Below are 23317 nucleotides of genomic sequence, written 5' to 3' on the forward strand. Positions count from 1 at the left end.
ACAAACCTTGTCATGCACGTTTCATCCGTATAAAATTTATCTAAGTTATTGGCCTGATGGAACTCGCATGATTGAGTTTTATACATGTTCTTTTGTGACAATCTTTGTCATGCTCGTTTCATCAGTATAAAATTAGTCTAAGTTATTGGTCTGATGGAACTCGCATGTAAGAGTTTTATACATGTTCTATTGTGACAATCTTTGCCATGCTCGTTTTGTTGACAACAAAAAATAATTGCGTAGCAATTAGCTAATCCGACAAATTATGACTTAAGCTTTTTAGTTATTTTTGGCTCTGGCTTGTCCAGGTTAGGCGTTTTAAATTTTGTACCGGAGTTAACTTATTGTTAATGAGGATGCAAAAATTTAAAACAACAACGAGTTTGGCAACAAAGATGCTTTTTAGACTGGACTCTACAATCAATTACAATACACGGCAAAGCATTGCTTATACCAAGTAGTTTTTGGCAGCAAATTTATTCGTAGAAAAAATTAGCACTCGTGATACCATTCAGAAAACAAAGAGAAACAATCGGAAATTTTTTGTTGCAACGTCAACTAAAAAAGCAGCATCGCCATGTCCGGATGAAGAAGATTGGCGATTTAAAAAAAGCCGGCATATTTTTTGATGCCCATTCAGAACGGTGCCGAAAAACTGTAAAGGCCTTTATTAAAAAGTTGCAGTCACAAGGTACAGAAGTGCGGGCATTGGGTTACTTCAATACAATAAACCCGGAAGAAAATTTCATCAGTGACAAAACAGTCTGTTTTTCGACGTTGAAAGATTTTTCATATTTCTTTTTGCCAAAGAGCGAAGAAGTTATTGAATTTACATCGGCTAAACCTGATGCGCTGTTTGTATTTTCAACCTGCAAAGATTTTGCAGCGGCGGCCGTTCTTAAACTCTCTAAGGCCGGGTTGAAAATTGGTTTTGCCGGCATTAATGACGATGCATTGGATTTGACATTTGAATTGCCCGGTTATGAGCCGGAAAAACTTATTGAACAAATAGAACGATACCTGGGAAATTAATAAATACCAGATGGAAGATATTTAGATTCATCCATATTATAGATATCTGACTTTCCACAGGCAAATGTCTATATCATTTATCCATTTATGTTTCAGAACTTAAACTTAATAAATATGAAAACACCCATTTATTTTCTCTCTTTGCTTGCCTTTGTGGCTATATTGCAAAGTTGCGCAACCAGGAAGGTTGAACGTGTCGGTACCGAAGAAATAATAGACCTCAGCGGACGCTGGAATGATACTGATTCCCGAATGGTAGCAGAAGCCATGGTTGAACAAATTTTAGATGCACAATGGCTCCCGAATTTCCAGGAAAAGCATGACGGGAAAAGACCGGTTGTAATCGTCGGACTGGTTTACAACAAATCACATGAACACATTGAAGCAGAGACTTTCATCAAAGATGTGGAAAGAGCATTTATCAACTCCGGGAAAGTTCGCCTGGTTCAGGCCGGTGATAAACGTGAAGAACTTCGTCGCGAACGTGCAGCCCAGCAGGAATTTGCTTCGCCCGAAACTGTTAAAGCCTGGGGCAAAGAACTGGGTGCAGACTTTATCCTGAACGGCGACATTTCCTCCATCGTTGATACCTATAAAAAAGAAAAGGTCAACTACTATCAGGTCAATCTGGAGCTTACCGATATTGAAACCAGTGAAATTGTCTGGATCGGGGAAAAGAAAATCAGAAAGTATATAAAGAATTAGATGCCGAATGCTGTTCCAGGTATTGATTGATTGGTAATTAAGATAATTGTAAAGATTCTTCGTCGTTCCTTCTCAGAATGACAAAAAAGACCTTCCTGTCATTCTGAGTGAAGCGAAGAATCTCATCCAGTGATTGATTAATTGGTAATTGAACAAAGTTCCATAGTAAATCTGTGTCATCAGTGGTGAATTCTCAACCTGAACCTCAACCTTAACCTGATTTGCTCATTGATAACAGGAAAGATTCTTCGTCGTTCCTCCTCAGAATGACCAAAGAGACCTTCCTGTCATTCTGAGCGAAGCGAAGAATCTCATCCCGGGTGATGGTCAAATGGTTAATTGGTTAGTTGGATAGTAGTTGATTGATAATTTATAATCGTCCTTTATGAATCGTTATCTGAAGGTTTTGTTCACAATAGCACTGGCGGCAGCAATTGCCGCCTGTGCTACATTTTATCAAAAAACCTATCAGGTACAGTCGAGCATAGCAAGAGGTCAGTTCGAAAAAGCTGACCGGATGATGAGCAACGACACAAATTGGTCGCAAAACAACAACAGGGTTCTCTATTACATGAATCGTGGTGTTGTTGCCTACATGATGGGAGATTACCGAAAAAGTATTGATTTCCTGAATCAGGCCGATTATTATATTGAAGATTATTCGAAACAATTTGGCTGGGAGGCTTTGTCGCTGGTCTCCAATCCCATGGTAAAACCTTATCGTCCCGAAGATTTTGAAGTCATTATGGTCCATTTTTACAAAGCGCTTGGCTTTATCGCTTTGAATGACCTGGAAGGAGCACTGGTGGAAGCCCGTCGCATCAACATACGTCTGCAACAGATCAACGACAAATACAAAGACCACAAAAACAAATATCAGCGCGATGCTTTTGCCCATAACCTGATGGGGATGATATACGATGCCGCCAAAGATTACAATAATGCATTTATTGCCTACCGCAATGCTTTGGAAGTGTATGAAGATGATTATTCAGAATTATTCGGCATGAGTGCTCCGGAACAGCTAAAAAAAGACCTCCTTCGCACGGCAAAACTTACAGGTTTCGCTGACGAAGTGATTCGATACGAGAATCAATTCAACATGAAAGCCCCGGAATTACCCGGAAAGAACCATGGTGAACTTCTTCTTTTCTGGCTTAACGGTATGGGACCGGTGAAGTCGGAATGGAACATTACCATTACCAACTACGGCTTTAACAACGGGTTTGTCACACTCGGAAACCCGGAACTCGGGCTTAACTATTCTTATCATTCCTCTAACCTTTCTTCAAAAGAAAGAGCTGCCTTTGAAGACCTTTCTTTTTTCAGCGTTGCGTTTCCCAGATATGTGGAACGCAAGCCTTTGTTTTCGAGAGGCATGGTTTTATATAATGACACAACCATTACTTTTGAAAAAGCTGAGGACATCAATAAAATAGCCTTTCAGTGTTTGCACGATCGCATGCTGCGTGAACTGGGAAATGCCTTATTGCGTGTTGCTACCAAAAAAGCAATGGAGAAATTAGCCAACAACGAAAACGAAAATCTCGGTACCATTGTCAGCATTGTTAATACACTCACCGAAAGAGCTGATACACGCAACTGGCAATCTTTACCACATTCGGTATATTATGCCCGTATATCTCTGCCGGCGGGAAAACATTCTGTCGATTTGCAATTTACAGGCAAAAATTCCGACAGAGCCGCTATTCAAGTGGAAATTGAACCTGAACAAACCACGTTTTACTCTTTCCATACGATGAACAGTACGGAAATGTACTGACAAATTCCTATTTCCATAACCTGTTCTACTCTTTTCCCAAAACTAAATTTGATTTCTGCTTTTTTTATTATTAACTTAATTGCCTGACATATATCTTAGTGTCTACAATTTCTTGTTCTCAAATTAATCTAAAACTTCACTTCTTATGAAAACACTTTTACCAAACAAAAAAAAAATTGGAATGCTGGTAATTGCCGGCATATTGACAACACAAAGTTTTGCCCAGACTCCCATAAACAACGGTGACTTTGAAAACTGGGAAGATGTTCCCGTTGCGTTTGTTCCCGATAGCTGGGAAGTAGAAAAAGACTATGAAGCAGCCGACCTGGTTAATACCCGTGTGCAAGAAGCTACCAATGGCACCTACTCTCTTAAATTGACTACCATTGAGGACCCGGAGGATCCAGAACCTTACATGGGCTTTGCCATATTAGGCGAAGTTGATGAGTCAGGACCTTCAGGAGGTATTCCCTGGACAGAGGCTGTTGACCAGCTACAGTTTGATGCAAAGTATGATATTCAAAGTGGAGATACGGGATATGCCATGGTTGAGGTCTATGATGATGGCGGAAACGCTATTGGAGGAGGATTGCTGGATTTTTCCGGTACTCAAACAACAACTCTGGCCACTCAGACATTACCAATATCATACACCGGCACTCCTGCCGGGATCATGATAGGATTCGTCAGCAGCGACTTTGAAAATCCCGCCAATGTTGCAGTCGGTAGTTGGATACAGGTCGACAATGTCCGGCTTTTCAACGGAGGATCGGAGGTAAGCACCTCAATTCCCAATTTCAGTTTTGAAAACTGGTCGGACTACACTATTAACGACCCGGAATACTGGACTTCTACAAATATGGAATTATCGGAAGATGGTGTGGCGAACGTTTCATCTTCAACCGATTTCTACAATGGTTCTTTGGCTGCGAAATTAACCAATATCGAGAGGGACGGAGAAGTAATGACTGGAGCCCTATGCTATGGAGACGACCTCTGGGATAATGCAAGAGTTGATTATACAGATGAACCTGATTTCCTTACAGGAGCTATTAATTATACACCATCTGGAACCGATAATGCCCACATTTATGCCACTTTTAAAGACAACATGTCGGGATGGGTAGGCGGAGGAGCAGCCGATTTTTTTGAAACATCGGGATACCAGGAATTTGTAATGCCACTATATTATAATGACTATACCCCCGCCACGGTCAACATGTGTATTTTTGCCGGAGAAGAAAATCCTCATGCAGGTTCTGTTCTGCTTGTAGACAACCTTCAGTTCGTCAATGGTTATGACATTACAATTTATGTACATGACAATGCTACACCGGCTAATGGCATTGCCTACGCACAAATTGAAATTCCAAAACGAACCGGAGATGAAGGAACAACTGATGGAAATGGAAATGGTTATTTCAAACTCCCCGATGGTACCTACAATTTAAAGGTAACACATGAGAGTTACGAAGATTATAATGGAAGTTTTACCGTCAATGGAGAAGGAACGACCGTTGATGTGCAAATGTCTGTAGCTACCGCCCTGCCAAACATTAATGATGATAATTTCAGGATTTATCCAAATCCAGTTAAGGAGATTATCTATATTGAGACCTCAGAGAAAATTGAAAGGGCTGACCTGATCGATATGAAAGGGATTGTAGTGAAATCCGTGAAGAACAACGGGGATTTTTCCAAAATTAACGTTGCAGGCATCTCACCAGGCAATTATATTCTAAAACTGTTTACGGATAAAAAAACAATTACGAAGCAAATTGTAATTGCTCCTTAGCAGATTATCAAAGAAGCCCGTTCAGAAAAAGCGCTTTATCCACTAAAGCAACGCATAAAAAAGAGAAGTGGGCATCTACTTTAAAAAACAATCCCCTGCAATTTCTGATTGCAGGGGATTTTATGTCCTCATATTTAATCTCTATGGCTATGAAAAAAGAGGACCTAAACTATACTTTTCACAAAATGAAACGAGTATGGCAAAGTTTGCTACGATAAGAGTATGTATAAGTTCCTGCATGCGAGTTCCATCCGACCTTAATAAATAAATTCTATACGGATGAAAGGACAAAATTAATACAATATTTATAACAACCTTAGGACACAAAGGTTTAAATCACGCTTACTTCACAAAAAATTTTCCGATATGCACATTACCTTGATTATTAGAAAGTTTCAAAAAGTACAATCCGCTACTTAATCCGGGAAGGCGGATTTTTTCCTGAAAATTATTTAATGTTCCCCCGGAAACAATTTTCCCGCTCAGATTGTATATTTGCCACCGGTCAAACCATTCATTGTTTTGTTCGAAAAAGATATATTCCTTCACAGGATTGGGCCAGCAAGCGGAGAGCCTTCCGGAACACTTCCACTACCCGATTTTGATCGGGAATTTAGGTTTTAGTATTTTATTCTGAAAATTAAAAGTTGAATTGACTTTTAATTTACGAAAAATTTCCCTATTCCATATTTATTGTCAGCTAAAGCCAATAACAAATAAAACCCGGATTTCAGATCAGAAATATCAATCAATAGCTGATGAATGCATTTTTCATCCCACTTTTTTACCAACTGACCATTATTATTATAGGCTTGTAAAACGACATCCTCACCTTGTGTGAAAGGCAAATGAAGTTTCAGGAAATTTTTTGCCGGATTTGGATAAATCGAAATTTCAGTTTCATACCCAATGTCTAAAACTGAAGAAACAACTGATAATCGAAACCAATTCAAATTATATTCAGAGTGCAAAGTTTTAAGCCGGATTTTATAGCGTCCCGCGGGCAAAGTCACCTTTCCTGATTGAGTTTCCCAGTTTTGCCATCCCCCTGTAGCATCAAAAGTTATTGTATCTAAATTCACAAAACCATCCTCTTTTGCAACTTGAAACACAAGTTTTGCATCTGACCGGGGTGTAGCAACTCTGTACTCTACCTTAAAATCATTTTCTTTTTCAACATTGATGGCAAACTCTACAAAATCGCCCGGATTAGCATACCCTGTATTTTGCCCGCCACCGGTATCCTGACAATTTTCCAGCTGAAATCCGTTATTTATTAAAAAATCCTCTGCTTCAATTTTTCCCGGAATATTAAAAATTTGTGGAAGATAATTAACAGACACCATCCGAGAAAATGGCTTCAGAATATCTTGGCCAGCCATAACAGATGTTCCATTATATGAAATCAATACATCCTCCTCATAACCAATAAAATTATCTATTGACAATTTCAGGATTCTGCCATTTGAAGGATCGGTAACAATATTGTTGATTGTATAAACTTTACCATTACCTGATTCAATATTAAAATCTGAAATAGTGTATTCGTCTAACGCTGTAGTAATTTCTTTATTAACAACAAGGGTTACAATATCTCCGGGAAAATCTACAAATGCCATTAAGGCCTTACATTCAGCATTATCAATCATCTGCGGATTCATAAAACTAAAATAGTTCAAATTTACACCTCCCGAATTAATGACAAATTTAAAGTTGATCGTGCCTTGTGGAATAATAACATCGTTAATATGAATCGTTTCCCAATTTTGCCATCCTCCTGTAGATGGAAAAGAAATATTTTTAGTGACAGGAATACCATCTATTTCCAGATGCACCTTCGCGCCTGACTGATTGGAAGCATATCTGATATTAAACTGCCCGGCAACTGCAGAATCCGAAGTAACAGTATATTGCATCCATTCACCATCTTCAGTCCAACCAACATTATACCCATTTGTATGACCGGTTTCATCAGAACAAGCTTCTATATCGACCCCGTCGTTCCGGTAAGACCATCCCTGATTCCAGTTGGTATATTCACCATCCTGATTCAAATGATAGTTGGCTGTATCATTATCATAATAAGCATATTTCACTCGTCCTAAGTCATAATCGGCAAAATAGATTCTTTCCCCAATTTTGTGTTCTTTAAAGGGTAAAGTAGCGGTTGTATGCGGTTGTCTGATCATTGCATCAACAACATCTTTTTGAAAGATACAATTTTCAATTTTATGGTTTTCGGCAAATTGAAGTACTGCCTGAAAAGCTTCATCTTCAGTTAACTCAGGTCCTTCTCCTCTCCAAAAATCAAGTAACCGGGAATAACTATCATTAACGATGACTCTGAGTGGATTGTTGATACCGGGCTTTTTTACAGGCCAGAACGACCATCCGACATGGTGTTGTTCACACAAAGCAACAAGATTTGTAAACCAGGTATTAGAGTTTTCACCTGTCTCCCCAAGCCAGACAGGAATATTGTAAGTATCACGCATCGATAAAACCCAATCCAGAGCATTCGGTGTGTTATAGTTCCAGTATTTGTGGAAACTGTAAACCATATTGTCATCCCATGGCGGAGTTAGTCCGGAAAAATCATTGGCAAAGGCATTACCTTCTATAAAAAGAATATGATTAGAATCGACAGCCCTGATTGTATCAGTAATTCTTTCATATAAATCACGAAGTTGAGAATTATTTCCTTCAGGGAATGTCCAATTGGTTTCGTTTATCAAATCATATCCTCCAATCCACCTTTCATTTGCATATCGCTCAGCCAGTTTTCGCCAAAGAGCTACCGTTTTGGCCTTATTCAATTCACTTTCCCACAAGGATGGTTTAGATGGATCATAATCAGAAATATTGGAATCTTTTCCCTGTCCGCCAGGGGCACCATGTAAATCCAGGATAAGATACATTTGATTATCTTCGCACCAGCCTAATAAAGAATCCAAAATATCAAACCCTTTCCGTATCCATGTTATTTCTCCTTCAACAGGTTCTTCCTCTATCGGAGGAGTAAACCATTTATAATGCATAGCAACTCTAACAGCATTAAATCCCCATGATCTCATAGAATCAACATCAGTCTTGGTAAAATGATATTGTAACCAGGCATTGTAAAAACTATCGGTTTTTGCTTCTCCTATAGTTTCAATCAGGCGATTTCTAAATGCATGCTGAGTACCACCCAGGTCGGCTGTCTGCATCATATAGCCTTCCTGCAACATCCAGTTACCGGTACCTAAGCCCCGTACTAATCACCTCCTCTCCTTCTCCATTATAGATATATTTTCCTTCTACGTGCAAAAATCCCTGAGCCGTAGCGGAGAGATAGAACAATAAAAAAATAAAAATCAAAATAATCCTGTTTATCATAAAGGTAAGTTTTCATCTTCAGTGTAAAATACAAAAGGGGATAGAGTTAACAAAAATCATTGCATCTCCATCCCCCAACCAAAAGCGTTTAAGCAGCTTTAAGACACTATATATCATTGATAAATCCGCACATAATCGATTTTCATCTCCGCCGGAAAAATGGAATCATCAACACCGTGCAAACCGCCCCAATTGCCTCCCACGGCAACATTTAATATCAAATGGAATCTTTTATCAAAAGGCCATTCGCGGGGCCCCTTCTTTGAATTATTGAAAGTAAAGACCTTTTTTTTATCAATAAAAAAATCGATCTTTTCCTTGTTCCATTCAATGGCGTAAACGTGAAATTCATCCTCGCAATCAGGTACATAAGTGGCATCGCCAACCTGGGTTCCCTGCCTATGGTTAAAAGCCCCGGTATGCACGGTTGTATATACAGAATCAGGCTCATAACCTACATGCTCCATAATATCTATTTCTCCGCTTTCGGGCCACCCGCCATATTCCCAATCGGTTGGAAGCATCCAGATTGCAGGCCAGATGCCTCTTCCACCGGGTAATTTAGCCCTTATTTCCATTCTTCCGTACAACCAGTCACCTTTTTCCTTGGTAGTAAGTCGTGCCGAAGTAAAATTAAAATCGTTCCATGGCTCCCGAATTGCAGTAATTGTCAGGTATTCACCATCGACCCATGCATTCTCTTCCCTTTCAACGATATAGTATTGAAGTTCATTATTACCCCAGCCATAGGAATTTCCAATTGTATCGTAATTCCATTTGGTACCATCGGGCAAACCTTCGTAATCGAATTCATCACTCCAAACCAGTTCATGACCATTGTTTTCAGTCACCGCACATCCAAAATTCAATAAACTCATTGAAAATAAAAAAACCGGGAGCGGATTTTTCAAGAACTTCATATCGAAAATAATTAAAATTATACCTACTACTCAAAACTACTCCAGAACAAACCCTGCTATTAGTCCATCTGCAGCATTGGGAGCAATCCATACATTAAATTCGCCGGGCTCTACAACAAATTCGCCGTCAGGATGATAAAACCCAAGTTGTTCGGTCGTTAAAGTAAAACTCACCTTCTTACTTTCTCCCGGCTGGATGGTTACTCGCTTAAAGTCCTTCAGTTCTCTGACAGGACGGGTATAAGAACCAACCAGATCGCGGGTATATAACTGAACAATTTCAGTAGCGGCTACATCTCCTGTATTGGTGACAACAGCAGAAACTTCCAATGCGTCACCTTCCTGAATTTTTTCTGATGAAAGCGATATATCGGTATATTCAAATGTTGTGTATGACAAACCATAGCCAAAAGGATACAAAGGGGTAAAACCATAATCCAGAGTATGTGAGGTATTCCCCAGAGAGAGCTGCTCTGCTTTCACTTTGATATCGTCGATATATGTCCAGGCTGAAGAATCGGCCGGACGACCGGTCATTTTGTGTGCATAATAGATGGGGATTTGTCCTTCACCTTTGGGGAAAGTAACAGGCAATTTACCAGATGGAACACTTTCACCAAAAAATAAGATTGGTTAATGCCGGGCCGGCCATCGTCCCCGGATGCCAGGCATACATGATGGCATCGGCCAGATGTTGTGTTTTGTATAAACCGGCAGGACGACCAGACATAACAACCATTACCACGGGTTTCCCTTTTGATGCCGCCAGCTCAAGCAATTCCTTTTGCGCACCTACCATCTCAAGTTCTGCCAGACATCTGGCTTCGCCCGAAAGAATAGACTCCTCACCCACAACTGCCACGACAACATCCGATTTAGCAATCGCACGCTCTACCTCATCAAAACCATCGGTAGATTTATCACGGGTATATTCCAAACCTTCAGCAAAAAAGGTATTTGATGAACCGTTGTATTCCACAAATGCCTCCAGAACAGATTTTGAATCTTTCTCATTACTGTCAAAATCCCACGTTCCAAGCTGTTCGTAAGGTTGGTCAGCCATTGGTCCAATCAGAGCTACTTTTGTTCCTTTCTTCAACGGAAGTAATTGCTTATCATTTTTCAGTAGTACCACGCTCTCCTCGGCCAATTTCCGGGCCACTTCGAGATGCCGGGGATGAAGCAGTAAAGAATCTGCCAATGATTCATCCACATAAGGATGATCGAACAAACCAAGACGGAATTTCACACGCAGGATACGGGCAACCGCATCATCAATCCATTCCATTTTTATTTTTCCTTCATCCAGTAATTCTTTCGCATAATTGGCATAATGCCGGCTAGCCATCTCCATATCAACACCGGCTTTGATCGCCAATTCGGCTGCATGTTTCCCGTCTTTTGCAAAGCCGTGAGAAATCATCTCCTCAACAGAAGCCCAATCGCTAACGACAAACCCGTCAAAACCTATGTCTTGTTTTAAAATTTCGCGTATGTTTCGTTTATTCCCCGTTCCGGGAATTCCGTTAATCTCATTAAAAGAACTCATTACGGTAGCAACGCCGGCCCTGACAGCCGCACGAAACGGAGGCAGATAAACATTATAAAGATAAATATCAGGTATCAGCGTAGTATTGTAATCCCTGCCTCCCTCGGCTGCACCATATCCGATATAGTGTTTGGCACATGCCGCAATGGTCATCGGATCGGAAAGATCATCACCCTGATAGCCGTTTACCATGGCACGGGCCATCATGGCATTGAGCAAAGGATCCTCTCCTCCACTCTCCGCAATACGTCCCCATCGCGGGTCGCGACTAACATCTATCATAGGTGAAAAAGTCCAGTTAACGCCCATTGATACGGCTTCTTTTGCAGCTATGGAAGCAGATTCACGAACCAGTTCTTCATCCCATGAAGCGGCCATACCCAACGGTATAGGAAATATGGTTCGGAAACCGTGAATAACATCGCGCCCGATAATAAGCGGGATTCCCAAACGGCTTTCCTCCACGGCCACCCGTTGTATCTCATTCACTTCTCTGGCGCCTACCAGGTTCAAAACAGAACCGATCTGACCGTTGCGAACAGCTTCCTTCACACTCCCAATGCCCCCGAAAACTCCGGGATCTACCTGAGACATTTGTCCTATTTTTTCTTCCAAAGTCATTTCAGACAAAAGCGCTTGTACTTTCTGGTCAATGTCTCCGGAAGGTTGATTTTGAACAGCCTTACTTTTGCACCCAAATAAAACAGGCGTTAACAAAAACGCCAAAAATATCCATTTCTTTATATCCATATCCCTTAAAATCAGAAAATTAAAAAGGGAGGTGGGAGTATCCCCCCACGCTCCCATATTCACAGGTTTTATAGTTGTGCAGATTTAATTCCTTCAATATGCGGACCCGAAAGCTCGTCGAAATAGAACTCATGAGTCCCCTCTCCTACACCAGGATTACACATTATCCGTATCACATTATAATACCCGTTGTTGTAAGGTGAATTTGTAACATCAGGCGTTCCATCAGCAGCACCAGCACCGGCAAAGTCATATTCAACAACTTCCCAGATATTACTTTCCTGGATGGTATATCTCAGTTCAACACCAGTCGTCCATGCATTTCCACCGAGGTCAGTATTCTCCAGCTTCAAAAGAATTTCCTGACCGGCTTCACCATAAACCATTACCTTAAAGGTACTTCGCTGACGCAAATCGAAGCGGTAACCGGCAGGTAATTGCATATAGGCATTGGCCCATTGCTGATCGGTTTTTGAATATTTGGCAACCATCGACGATTTGTTGGGATAAACCCTGTCGGGGTTGCTCTCAATAGTAACACCGCAGTCCTGACCTTCAACCGGGAACGTCATAATTTCACTGAAATCGTTGTAAACAATCATTGCATCGAGCAGGAACGGCTCATAATCGGGATGATTTTGCTCCACATTAATAGTGGTTGGTGATGTCAACGTTTCGTTCGATGCTACAACAGTGATGTTAACAGTGTAAGGCGCAGCACGCATGTAAGTTTCCGTGAGGGCTTCTGTATAGTCTGTTGTTTCAAGTACAGTCCCGTTCCCGAAATCAACAATAACTTTATTGATACTGATCCCATCGGGGATAGTGACATTGGTAATTCCAACAGAATATTCATTGGTATTACCGGTTTCAGTGACTTCTACCTCATATTCTACCTGGGGCTTCACGTAACCTTCGGGAATGAATTTGTAATGCCAGGCATTCCCATCTTCACCTTCGGCCACCAGTTCAAGCTTGTTTTCCTGAAGTGTGAGAACTTGATATTTATTGCCGACAGCTCCTACGTCAAAAATAGGAAATATAGGACCATCGGTTGGAACTAAAGTCAAGTACCAGGTTCCGTCAATCTCTTCCAGATTCCATGAAGCCGGTTGAGGATCAAAATCAACTTTGTAATCCGCATCTCTTTGCTCAGGATTGGTATATGCCGGGTTGTCGCTCCTGAAATCCTTCACATAACTCTCGCCATGGTTCTCGTAAATAAACTCAAAACCAATCAGTTTAAAAGTCATGCGATCATCATACAGAACTCCTGTTCCCTGCTTTGCAAGCGGTACGGCTGCCCACCATTCCAATCCTTCAGAACCGGCAGGGCCAACACCAAGGTGTCCTGCAGCAAGGCTGTCAAGAACCCATGTTTTACCTTCAAGTGCATCAGCACCTCCCGAAAGAAGTGTCAATTCCTCACTAGCGAGGAATGCATAGTCGGTTTCTTCAGTAGTCAGAACTTTGGTAACCGTCGTAGAGCCTCCCTGGGTTGCAAGGTTCAGTGTAATTTGATGGTCACCCGGAAGCGGAAATCTCTGTGTTACTTTATTTCCGACTTTTCTGGTACCTGCAATATTCCAGGATGCAACTCCCGTTACTGAAGATGTATTTTCGAAGATGTATTTAAACTCATCCTGAGAATCCTGCGTTATGGTAAAATCCACCTGGCTTTCGTCAGGTGCTTTACCAATATCAAGGGCATCGTCTTCCTGTGGGTCACAGGCAAAAAACAGCAACGATGCCAAGGTTATCATAAAGCCTGTTTTCAATATATTTTTCATTTTGATTGTCTTTTAGAAATAATAAAACTTAAACCAGAAACATCATTCGTTTAATTATATCCGGGATTTTGCTGCAGTTTAAAATCACCCTCGGTCCGGTCTATTTCAGATTGCGGAATGGGCAGATATTTTTTATACGGTTCCCAGCTTCTTTGAGTCGAAAATTCCGGAATATCTTCAGTTAATATTTCAGCATCGCCCCAACGGACAAGGTCCCAGAAACGCATTCCTTCGCCGATAAATTCACGACGACGTTCAAGTTTTATATTCTCCTCGTTTGCAGGTATAGAAACAAAATTATCATTCAATGACCGCTTTCTGACTTCATCCAGACACCATTGTGCCGTAATACCCTCAACCGGAGTTACACCATGCATAGCCATCAATTCGGCGGCATTCAGCAATGTCTCAGCGTAACGGAAAATCCGAAGATTATTTTCGTAGTTGAGATCAACAGTATAAGGTGCTTCGTTGTACCCTTCACGGGCAGCATATTTGGCCATAAACAATCCTGTATCCTGAAAACGCTTGGTGTAAGTTCCCTCTTCGAATTGGTTCACCGATGCAGCCAGCCGCTCATCACCGGTTTCGAAAATGCCTGGAATTTCAGGACGAACCGGTCCAAATCCCCATCCGCCTTTGTAAATATCCAGTCCACTCAAAAGGTCTACGCCATTCAACTCATTAGGCGAGATAAAGGCCGGAAGGTTTGTTCCGTACCCCTGCCAGGCAGCACCCCAGTCTTTGCCTTCGGGTAAATGATTAACTTCGAAGATTGACTCGTCGCAAAACTCACCTTCTCGCGGCCAGAGAGAGGCATAATTATCCATCAGATCATAAGCTCCGCTATTAATGATTTTTGCCATATCGGCCAGAACTTCATCGTAGCGTTCCTGATCCTGTTGATACATCACAACACGTGCTTTTAGCATCATTGCTGCAGCCCGGGTAGCCCGCCCTTCTTCGGCAGCATCTACGCTCATTGGTAATTTTTCACCTTCAATGGCATAATCTAGGTCTTCAATCAGCTCAGTATAAATTTGATCTGCTGTATATTGAGGAGCCATATATGGGTCTTCCAGGTCTTCCTCAAAATAGGGAATATTACCCCAGAATTTCCAAAGCCAGTGAACGTAGTATGCACGAAGAAAATGTGCCTCGGCACTCAAACGGTTCAAATCTTCTTCATTCACATCTACAGCATTTTCACAAGCTATAATGGCATTATTGGCCCGGCTCAAACCACTGTAATAAATGTTCCATAATCCGCCGGGTAGTTCCCTGGGAGAAGCATCCAGCTGAGAAAGTCGATATAACTGAGCCTGGTCACCGGCGTCACCTCCTCCTTTAAATATGTCGTCGGAACGTAAATCAGACATCAATACAATACTGTTATACTGATAATCGGCATAACTATCGAAAAGAAGAATCTGGTAGGCCGATGCCACGTTAGCCTCGATAGCACCTTTGGTGGCCTCTCCGCCTGCCTCTTGCGACGCAGTAGGATATGCAGTCAGAAAATCTTCGCCACATGATGTAAGTCCTATCAGTGCGGCAAAAGCTACTGTTTTGATATATTTTATCATAACTATATTCTTTTAAATGTTAGAATGTAATATTTGCTCCTACCGAGATGGTTCGTGCCTGCGGATAGATACCGCGGTCGACACCAATAGTGGTATAATCGCCTGATGCAATTTCAGGATCGAATCCATCGTAGTCTGTCAGAGTAAAAAGATTCTCAGCAGAAACATACAATCTCAAACGCTGTATGGAAGCACCTCTCAAAATATTCTGAGGTAAAGAATATCCAAGTTGAATATTTTTCAGCCGAACAAAAGAGCCGTCTTTGATGTAAAGTTCGGAAGACCGCCAGTTGCTGTTCGGATTCTCACGGGTTACACGTGGAATCCAATTGGAAGTTCCTTCACCAACCCAGCGTTCAAGCACCCATGACGGACGGTTCATGGCAGGAATATCACCACGTTGCGAATAATCGAAAATATCGTTGCCATAGCTGCCCTGGAAGAACATAGAGAGATCAAAGTTTCTCCACTCTGCATTTATATTAAGACCAAAGGTCCAGTCGGGCATTCCCTTTCCAATCTTGGTGCGGTCTGCATCATTAATCTGATCATCGTTTATTTATGTCAAGGAATCTGACGTCTCCTGGTTTTGCATTTTGCCCGTAAGTCTCATTATATTCTGCAGCCTCAGCTTCATTCTGAAGAATGCCTCCCACTTTGTATCCATAAAAGTATGGGAAAACTTCACCGTTTTTACCTTTTACAAAGTCTCCAACTCCGGTAGCACCAGCACTCTGGTAGATTTGCTCACCCGACTCATTACCCATATCAATGAGTTCGTTTTGCAGATATGAGGCGTTTCCGCTGACAGTATATTTAAAATCACCAACACGTCCGTTGTATGTCAACTCAAATTCGAGACCACTGTTTTCCATTTCTCCGGCATTGGCAATGGGTGCACCTTTCCCCACATAAGCAGGAATAGGCTGATCCATCAACATTCCGTCGGTGGTCTTTTTGAAATAATCGAACCCAAAAATCAGAGCACTATCGAAAAAACGTGAATCAAATCCAATGTCAATTTGTTCGGACTCTTCCCACTTAAGATCCGGATTGGCAATACGGGCAGGGCTGGCACCATATTGCATGGCTGAATAATCACCTGAACCGAAATAGTAGTTTTGGTTTCCGTTCATCAAAGAGGTATAGGCAAAGTTACCAATCCTCTCATTCCCGTTTTTACCCCAGCTAGCACGTAATTTCAGGTAGGTAAACCAACCGGGACGGCCATCCAAGAACGACTCGTTGGTAACATTCCAGCCAACAGAAAATGAAGGAAAAACAGCCCACTTATTGTCAGAACCAAAATGAGAGGAACCATCACGACGAACCGTTGCCTGGAACATATATTTCTCATTGAAGTTATAATCGACACGACCAAAATAGGATGCCAGTGTTTCAGAAGAGAAACCGCCAGTTCCACCTGCTACACGCTCATCATCGCGATCGGCTATGGCGTAATCGATAACTGCCTTATCAGGGTTGTTCTCCAACAGGTCATAATCGTCACCATACAATTCCCTGAGTTTATATTCTTGTGCCGACTGGCCAAGCAATACGGTAAGGTTATGAATTCCGTTAAAGCTTTTCGAATAGGTAAGTGTATTTTCTAACTGCCATTTGAAGCCACGGTGCATATTGGAATATACATGACTTCGGGTAAAGTCTTTTCCCTGGGTAGCCAGAAAATGTTCAAAAGTGTACCCGTCATTGCCCCAGAAAGCAAGATCAACGCCATAACTTGATTTAAACTTCAGGCCTTCAACAACGTCGAGTTCGCCCCAAAAAGATGAAACAAACTTGTCGGAATTGCCCTGGCTTCCCGTAGGCGCGTCAAGCATGGCCACCGGGTTGGCAATCTCTTGAAATCCTGAAGGAGGGATGGAATATACCCTTCCCTGATCATCTGTGACGGCAGTAGGATGGTCTGCCAATACCTGTTCCGGATTCGTTGAATAAACAGGAATTGTCGGGTTAAATGCCAATGCACTTCCCAACACAGAACCATATTCCGAGTTGGTCTCGATACCCGATGACTTTATCCTTGAGTAACCGGCATTTACACCCACTTTCAGATTGTTCAGGAACCAGCGATCGGCTTCAAAAACATTATACGTGTTATTGGTCCGTATACTATAACGCTTATAATTAGAGCGATCGTAGTTACCCCCAACAATACCTTCCTGATTAAAATACCCGAAAGAAACAAAATAAGTTGCCCTGTCGTTACCACCACTCACACTAATTTGATGATTCTGAACAGGTGCATCGTAATTGAAGGTTTCATCCTGCCAGTCGGTTCCTTCTCCGACATTGGCTATTTCCTCCTGTGTATAACGAGGTGCATTGCCATCATTCAGCAATGACTCATTCATTATCACCATATATTCACGGGCATTCAGGACAGAACGCTTTTTCCATGGATTCTGCCAGCCATAAGAAAAGTCATAATTAATACGGGCGTCTCCGCTTTTCCCCGACTTTGTAGTAATCAGGATAACACCATTAGCTGCACGTGTTCCGTATACTGCAGCTGAAGCAGCATCTTTCAGGACTTCTACCGATTCAATATCGGTCGGATTCAGAAAATCGATACCACCATCAACGGCCATCCCGTCAACAATATAAAGAGGTTCGCTGTTATTAATTGTGCCAACACCTCTGATGCGCACTTTAGAATCAGAACCGGGTTGTCCCGAACTCTGAGTGATCTGAACTCCCGAAACTTTTCCTTTCAGGACATCTTCAATCCGCGATGGAGTTGTCTTCTCAAGGTCTTCAGAAGAAACACTACTAATAGCAGCGGTTACAACACTCTTCTTCTGAACACCGTAACCTACTACCACAACTTCATCCAGACCGGTTACTTCTTCTTCCATCCGTACATTGATGGTCGATTGGTCTGCGACAACTTCAACGGTCCTCATACCTATAAAAGAGAAAACCATCGTTGCTCCTTCCTGAAGCGTCAACGAATAGTTCCCGTCTACATTGGTAATCGTACCGTTGGTTGTACCTTTCTCTACGACGCTCACTCCCGGAATGGGGGAGCCGTCTGATGCGGAGGTTACCTTTCCTGTAACGGTAATCTCCTGTGCGAACAATACTGTTGTCCACATCAATAAAAACAAAATTCCTAATGTTTTTCTCATAACAAAACTGATTTGGAAATTTTAGTAAAACATGTTGCAAACTTATACCCGAATGTTAACTACTCATAAATTTTTACCTCATAAAAAACTCATCGTTATACATTTTTTAACTCATAAAAAACTCACCTATTTTATTTCTTTTAATTGTATATCAACTTTTTATATTTTACACTTAGTATTCACTTATTTTGTGAATAAAACTCACATTTCTTTTATCAATAATAATTAGATGAATAATGTTTGTTAACATTTCGAAGGAAATTACCAATTATAAATGCACAATAACAGGAAGAGATTAATGCTCAAAGCAAGTTAAGGTTGAGGTTAAGGTTGAGGTTAAGGTTAAGGTTAAGGTTGAGGTTGAGGTTGAGGTTGAGGTTAAGAATTCATCACAGAGGACACAGATAACACAGATTTGATTTGGATCATTGTTGAATTATCAATTACCTGCATATCAAACGACAGACAAGCCATTGCATCTGTAGCCTTACAAAAGAAATAAGTATGCATCGAGGTTTAACGAAATATTGCATTTGATTTGACAGACAGAATTGCTATTTTCAGCCCAAAAAAGAATATGGCTTTAAGATTAATGGAGGTCGTTGTTCCGAACCAAAGAAAGCAGGAACTATATGGTTTAATCAGGGGAGAATCACTGATTGAAAGCTGGTACCAGATAATAGATGAAAAACGATATAAGTTATCTTTGTTATTACCGGTTGAAGAGAGCGAAAAACTGATTACCAAACTTGAACGACATTTCTCGGATACCGGAACATTCAGGATTGTTCTTTATCCGGTAGAAGCAACCATTCCCCGACCAAAAGAACCGGAGCCGGCAGAAGGCCGCGGCTCAACCTCCACGAAGGCAGAAAAGACAAAACAGGGACGGATCAGCAGAGAAGAGCTGTATCACGATCTGGTAGATTCCACCAGACTTACCTGGGTATTTGTTGTTTTGATGCTCGCGTCAACCATTGTTGCTGCAACCGGAATACTTCGTAATAGCGAAGCCATCATAATTGGCTCCATGGTAATTGCACCATTCCTGGGACCCAATGTAGCATTATCGCTTGCCACCACCCTGGCCGATTTTCGGTTGGCAAAAAACGCATTGCGTGTTACGGCAACCGGCATTGTTATCTCTTTGATATTTTCTGTTTTTTTGGGCATGATCATTAAAATAGATCCTGGCATTCAGCAGATTGCCTCCAGAACCCAACCCAATCTTGGAGATATAGGCCTTTCTCTGGCTTCGGGCGTTGCAGGAGCACTGGCATTTACGACAGGCGTTGCTACTGCCTTGGTAGGTGTAATGGTCGCAGTAGCCATATTGCCTCCCCTTGTTGTATTTGGATTGCTTATCGGAGCCGGCCTCTGGGGAAATGCTACAGGCGCTCTCCTGCTTCTTCTTATCAATATTATTTGTATCAATCTGGCAGGTGTAATAACATTTGTTGTACAAGGCATTAAGCCGGCAAACTGGCATGAAGAGGGAAAAGCCAGAAACACTTCAAAAATTGCTATAACAATATGGGCTGTTTTATTGCTGCTTCTTACCTTCTTTTTGTATTACAGCCACATAAATTTCGACTTTTTGTAAATGATTTACTATTGAGTGCGGTATAAAAAGCATATTTTTGTCAAAATCAAGGCGTTTTAAATTTTTGTACCGGAGTTAACTTGCTGTTAATGAGGATGCAAAATTTAAAACAACAACGAGTTTGGCAACAAAGATGCTTTTTAGACCGGCCTCAATATTGAGTGCTTTATGAATAGCATATTTTGTCAAAATCAAGACATTTTAAATGCTTGTAACGAGTTTAAAATGTTGTTAATGAGGATTTAATAATTTAAAAACAACAATAAATTCAGCAACAAAGATGCTTTTTAGACCAGACTCACTATTAAAAATAAAAACTCAAAGAAATGGAAAATGTTAAGAACTGGTTCAGTAATCCTGAACTGATTATGACATTTGTCATAAAATATGGAGGACAACTTTTGTTTGCCATCATAACACTTATTATCGGACTGTGGATAATAAGTCTGCTAATGAAAGGAATGAAAAAAATGTTTATTGCCAGAGACGTTGAACCCGGCCTTCAATCATTCCTATTAAGTGTTAGTAGGATCGCACTTAAAATAATGCTGTTCATCAGCGTTATATCCATGCTGGGCATCCGGATGACTTCGTTTATCGCCGTTTTAGGTGCTGCCGGCCTGGCCATTGGTATGGCTCTGAGCGGTTCACTTCAAAACTTTGCGGGTGGCGTTATGATTCTTATTTTCAAACCCTTTAAAGTGGGTGATTACATCACCGCACAGGGAGAGTCGGGAACTGTCAAAGAAATTCAGATTTTTCACACCATTTTAAATTCGCCTGACAAAAAGACCATTATCTTGCCCAACGGAGCACTCTCGACCGGTTCTCTTACCAATTATTCCACCGAACCCCGGCGACGGGTTGACTTTACTTTCAGTATCGGTTACGGCGATGATATCGACAAAGCTAAAGAGGTAATAATGGGGATTATTAACCGGGATGAACGGATACTTAAAGAACCAGAACCATTTATCGGCGTAATCAATCTTGGCAACAGTTCGGTTGACCTTGTCGTAAGGGTATGGGCTAATGCCACCGATTACTGGGGAATATTTTTCGATATGCAGGAAACTGTGAAAAAAGAATTTGACAAACAAGGCATTTCAATTCCATTCCCCCAACAGGATGTGCATCTTTATCAGACCAGGCAGTAAGCCTACAATTGTTTGACAGGCAGACACGAATTAATTTCAAATTCTGATATCATAAATTTTTGCCATTTTTGAAGCCAGGATACATAAAACCGGATTTTTTTATGGACAGACAAAACCGGAAAAACAGAATTTTACCCGCTGAATGGGAATCTCAGGATGCCGTATTACTGGCCTGGCCGCATGAGGAAACCGACTGGGAACCGATGCTGCAGGAAACCCGCGATTGCTTCCGGAAAATCATTGATACAATAACCCGGTTTGAAGATGTTGTATTATTAGTTGATGATAACGACCAAAATCCATCATCCCGGTTCAGATTCCCGGAGCGGTTGCAAATTGTCAAAGTTCCGGTAAATGATACCTGGGCAAGGGATTTCGGTCCTCTTTTGGTTAAAGAAAACAGAAAATACATCGCCGTTGATTTTAAATTCAACGGATGGGGACTTAAATTCGCAGCCGATAAGGACAATCTCATCACACAGCGTCTTTTTGAAAATCGCATCTTTTCGCAAGATGTTGTCAGAGAAAACCGGTTGAATTTCGTGCTGGAAGGCGGCAGCATAGAATCAGACGGGAAAGGAACGGTACTTACAACCAGCCGGTGCCTTTTGTCACCCAACCGCAACGGCAGATACTCAAAAAATGAAATTGAAGACAGGCTCAAACAATTCCTTGGCGCAAATAACATTTTATGGCTTGAGAACGGGTATCTGGCAGGCGACGATACCGACAGCCACATAGATACCCTTGCCCGGTTTTGTGATCCCGGAACAATTGTTTATATTAAAACGGACAACCCGGAGGATGAACATTTCGAAGCACTGAACAAAATGGAAAATCAACTCCGAAAATTCAAAACCACCGAAGGAAAATCTTACAACCTTATCCCGCTGCCAATGGCCGACCCGGTTTATCACAACAACCAGTGTCTGCCGGCTACCTATGCAAATTTCCTCATCATTAACCATGCTGTCCTGGTCCCATTTTACAACAGCCCTAAAGACATAGAGGCCAAAAAAATATTTGAAAAAATTTTCCCAAATCGTGAAGTAATCGGAATTGATTGCCGTCCGTTAATAAAACAGAACGGATCGTTGCACTGCGTGACCATGCAATTGCCACAGGGGAGTTTAAGAAAGCAGGTCTGAAGGTTGATTCGTTAATTGACAGGTTGTCAAACAGTTTAGTAAATTAGTAAATCGACAGATTGTCAGGTCATTCGTTGAATAGAATAAAAATACCATTCATGCTTAGAACAGGAATCATACAACAAAGCAATACAGCCAATATTCAGGACAACATAGAACGTCTGGAAAAGAGCATCCGGCAGCTTGCCAAAAAGGGTGCTCAGTTGGTTGTGTTACAGGAGTTACACAACAGTCTCTATTTTTGTCAGACTGAAGAGACCGGTTTATTTGATTTGGCTGAACCTATTCCCGGGCCTTCAACCGACCGATTCGGGCAGCTGGCCGATGAATTGAATATAGTCATTGTCACCTCTCTTTTCGAAAAACGGGCGCCCGGCATTTATCATAACACCGCCGTTGTACTGGAAAAAAATGGGAGCATAGCCGGCAAATACAGGAAAATGCACATTCCTGATGACCCGGCCTATTACGAAAAGTTTTATTTTACGCCCGGCGACACAGGGTTTGAGCCGGTGAATACCAGTGTCGGGCGACTGGGCGTGCTGGTCTGCTGGGACCAGTGGTATCCCGAGGCAGCCAGACTGATGGCCCTGAAAGGTGCTGAATTACTCATCTATCCCACTGCTATCGGTTGGGAATCGTCCGACAGCAATGAAGAAAAAAGACGACAAAAAGAGGCTTGGACAATTTCTCAACGCGGACATGCAGTTGCCAACGGACTATCCGTTGTTTCGGTAAACCGTGTGGGATACGAACCCGATCCGTCCAATGTAACCGGAGGAATACAGTTCTGGGGCAACAGTTTTGCTGCGGGGCCACAGGGAGAAATTCTGATTGAAGCTCCGACAGATGCCGAAAGTAATCTCATTATTGACATCGATTTAAAACGTTCGGAAGAAGTAAGAAGAATATGGCCGTTTTTCCGCGACCATTTGTCATAAAATATGGAGGACAACTTTTGTTTGCCAT

At 41.6% G+C, this 23317-nt stretch carries 18 protein-coding genes; 8 read left to right on the top strand and 10 right to left on the bottom strand.

Annotated features, from left to right (window positions below; translation table 11 throughout):
* The first annotated feature begins 501 nt into the window (after positions 1-501).
* The 4 genes from ATH1_RS0103345 (at position 502) to ATH1_RS0103360 (ending at position 5315) form a co-directional block, all read left to right on the top strand.
* On the top strand, positions 502-1032 hold the full coding sequence (locus ATH1_RS0103345; protein ID WP_245531694.1) for a DUF6913 domain-containing protein: 531 nt from the start codon (positions 502-504) through the stop codon (positions 1030-1032).
* A 114-nt stretch (positions 1033-1146) separates the two neighbouring features.
* Positions 1147-1737, top strand: coding sequence for a penicillin-binding protein activator LpoB (locus ATH1_RS0103350; RefSeq protein WP_010417514.1), 591 nt, complete (start codon positions 1147-1149; stop codon positions 1735-1737).
* Between the two features lie 385 nt (positions 1738-2122).
* Complete coding sequence (locus ATH1_RS0103355; RefSeq protein WP_010417516.1) at positions 2123-3520, top strand: COG3014 family protein; 1398 nt, start codon at positions 2123-2125, stop codon at positions 3518-3520.
* A gap of 145 nt (positions 3521-3665) precedes the next feature.
* The gene (locus tag ATH1_RS0103360) at positions 3666-5315 is read left to right on the top strand and encodes a T9SS type A sorting domain-containing protein (protein WP_010417519.1); all 1650 of its coding nucleotides are present in this window, start codon (positions 3666-3668) and stop codon (positions 5313-5315) included.
* Positions 5316-5657: 342 nt separating this feature from the next.
* Here the strand turns inward: ATH1_RS0103360 and ATH1_RS22720 are convergent, their stop codons facing one another.
* The 10 genes from ATH1_RS22720 to ATH1_RS18880 form a co-directional block, all read right to left on the bottom strand.
* On the bottom strand, positions 5658-5864 hold the full coding sequence (locus ATH1_RS22720; protein WP_010417522.1) for a T9SS type A sorting domain-containing protein: 207 nt from the start codon (positions 5862-5864) through the stop codon (positions 5658-5660).
* A 110-nt stretch (positions 5865-5974) separates the two neighbouring features.
* A complete protein-coding gene (locus tag ATH1_RS18870; protein ID WP_162096774.1) occupies positions 5975-8527 on the bottom strand; it encodes a carbohydrate-binding protein in 2553 nt (850 codons plus the stop codon).
* Between the two features lie 22 nt (positions 8528-8549).
* Positions 8550-8693, bottom strand: coding sequence for a hypothetical protein (locus ATH1_RS21375; RefSeq protein ID WP_156062745.1), 144 nt, complete (start codon positions 8691-8693; stop codon positions 8550-8552).
* Between the two features lie 113 nt (positions 8694-8806).
* On the bottom strand, positions 8807-9613 hold the full coding sequence (locus tag ATH1_RS0103375) for a glycoside hydrolase family 16 protein (protein WP_010417528.1): 807 nt from the start codon (positions 9611-9613) through the stop codon (positions 8807-8809).
* 36 nt (positions 9614-9649) lie between these two features.
* Positions 9650-10207 carry a fibronectin type III-like domain-contianing protein gene (locus ATH1_RS22110; protein ID WP_245531695.1) on the bottom strand — a complete coding sequence of 186 codons (558 nt, stop codon included), beginning with the start codon at positions 10205-10207 and terminating at the stop codon, positions 9650-9652.
* Between the two features lie 19 nt (positions 10208-10226).
* Positions 10227-11969: a glycoside hydrolase family 3 N-terminal domain-containing protein gene (locus ATH1_RS18875; RefSeq protein ID WP_245531696.1), complete on the bottom strand. Its 1743-nt coding sequence runs from the start codon at positions 11967-11969 to the stop codon at positions 10227-10229.
* A gap of 11 nt (positions 11970-11980) precedes the next feature.
* Complete coding sequence (locus ATH1_RS0103385; RefSeq protein ID WP_010417531.1) at positions 11981-13702, bottom strand: hypothetical protein; 1722 nt, start codon at positions 13700-13702, stop codon at positions 11981-11983.
* 50 nt (positions 13703-13752) lie between these two features.
* Positions 13753-15288, bottom strand: a complete 1536-nt coding sequence (locus ATH1_RS0103390) for a RagB/SusD family nutrient uptake outer membrane protein (protein WP_010417534.1) — start codon at positions 15286-15288, stop codon at positions 13753-13755.
* A 19-nt stretch (positions 15289-15307) separates the two neighbouring features.
* A complete protein-coding gene (locus ATH1_RS22115; RefSeq protein WP_245531697.1) occupies positions 15308-15796 on the bottom strand; it encodes a hypothetical protein in 489 nt (162 codons plus the stop codon).
* 40 nt (positions 15797-15836) lie between these two features.
* Positions 15837-18440 carry a SusC/RagA family TonB-linked outer membrane protein gene (locus ATH1_RS18880; RefSeq protein WP_245531698.1) on the bottom strand — a complete coding sequence of 868 codons (2604 nt, stop codon included), beginning with the start codon at positions 18438-18440 and terminating at the stop codon, positions 15837-15839.
* Between the two features lie 577 nt (positions 18441-19017).
* On the opposite strand from ATH1_RS18880, the gene ATH1_RS0103400 reads away from it, so the two are divergent.
* From ATH1_RS0103400 to ATH1_RS0103415, 4 genes are all read left to right on the top strand, one after another.
* Positions 19018-20043, top strand: a complete 1026-nt coding sequence (locus ATH1_RS0103400) for a TIGR00341 family protein (RefSeq protein WP_029163940.1) — start codon at positions 19018-19020, stop codon at positions 20041-20043.
* 326 nt (positions 20044-20369) lie between these two features.
* Positions 20370-21200: a mechanosensitive ion channel family protein gene (locus tag ATH1_RS0103405; RefSeq protein WP_010417542.1), complete on the top strand. Its 831-nt coding sequence runs from the start codon at positions 20370-20372 to the stop codon at positions 21198-21200.
* A 101-nt stretch (positions 21201-21301) separates the two neighbouring features.
* Positions 21302-22348, top strand: coding sequence for an agmatine deiminase family protein (locus tag ATH1_RS0103410; RefSeq protein ID WP_010417545.1), 1047 nt, complete (start codon positions 21302-21304; stop codon positions 22346-22348).
* Positions 22349-22446: 98 nt separating this feature from the next.
* Positions 22447-23289 carry a carbon-nitrogen hydrolase gene (locus tag ATH1_RS0103415; protein ID WP_010417547.1) on the top strand — a complete coding sequence of 281 codons (843 nt, stop codon included), beginning with the start codon at positions 22447-22449 and terminating at the stop codon, positions 23287-23289.
* Positions 23290-23317 lie beyond the last annotated feature (28 nt).

It is taken from the genome of Anaerophaga thermohalophila DSM 12881 (genome assembly GCF_000191885.1).
GTDB lineage: Bacteria > Bacteroidota > Bacteroidia > Bacteroidales > Marinilabiliaceae > Anaerophaga > Anaerophaga thermohalophila.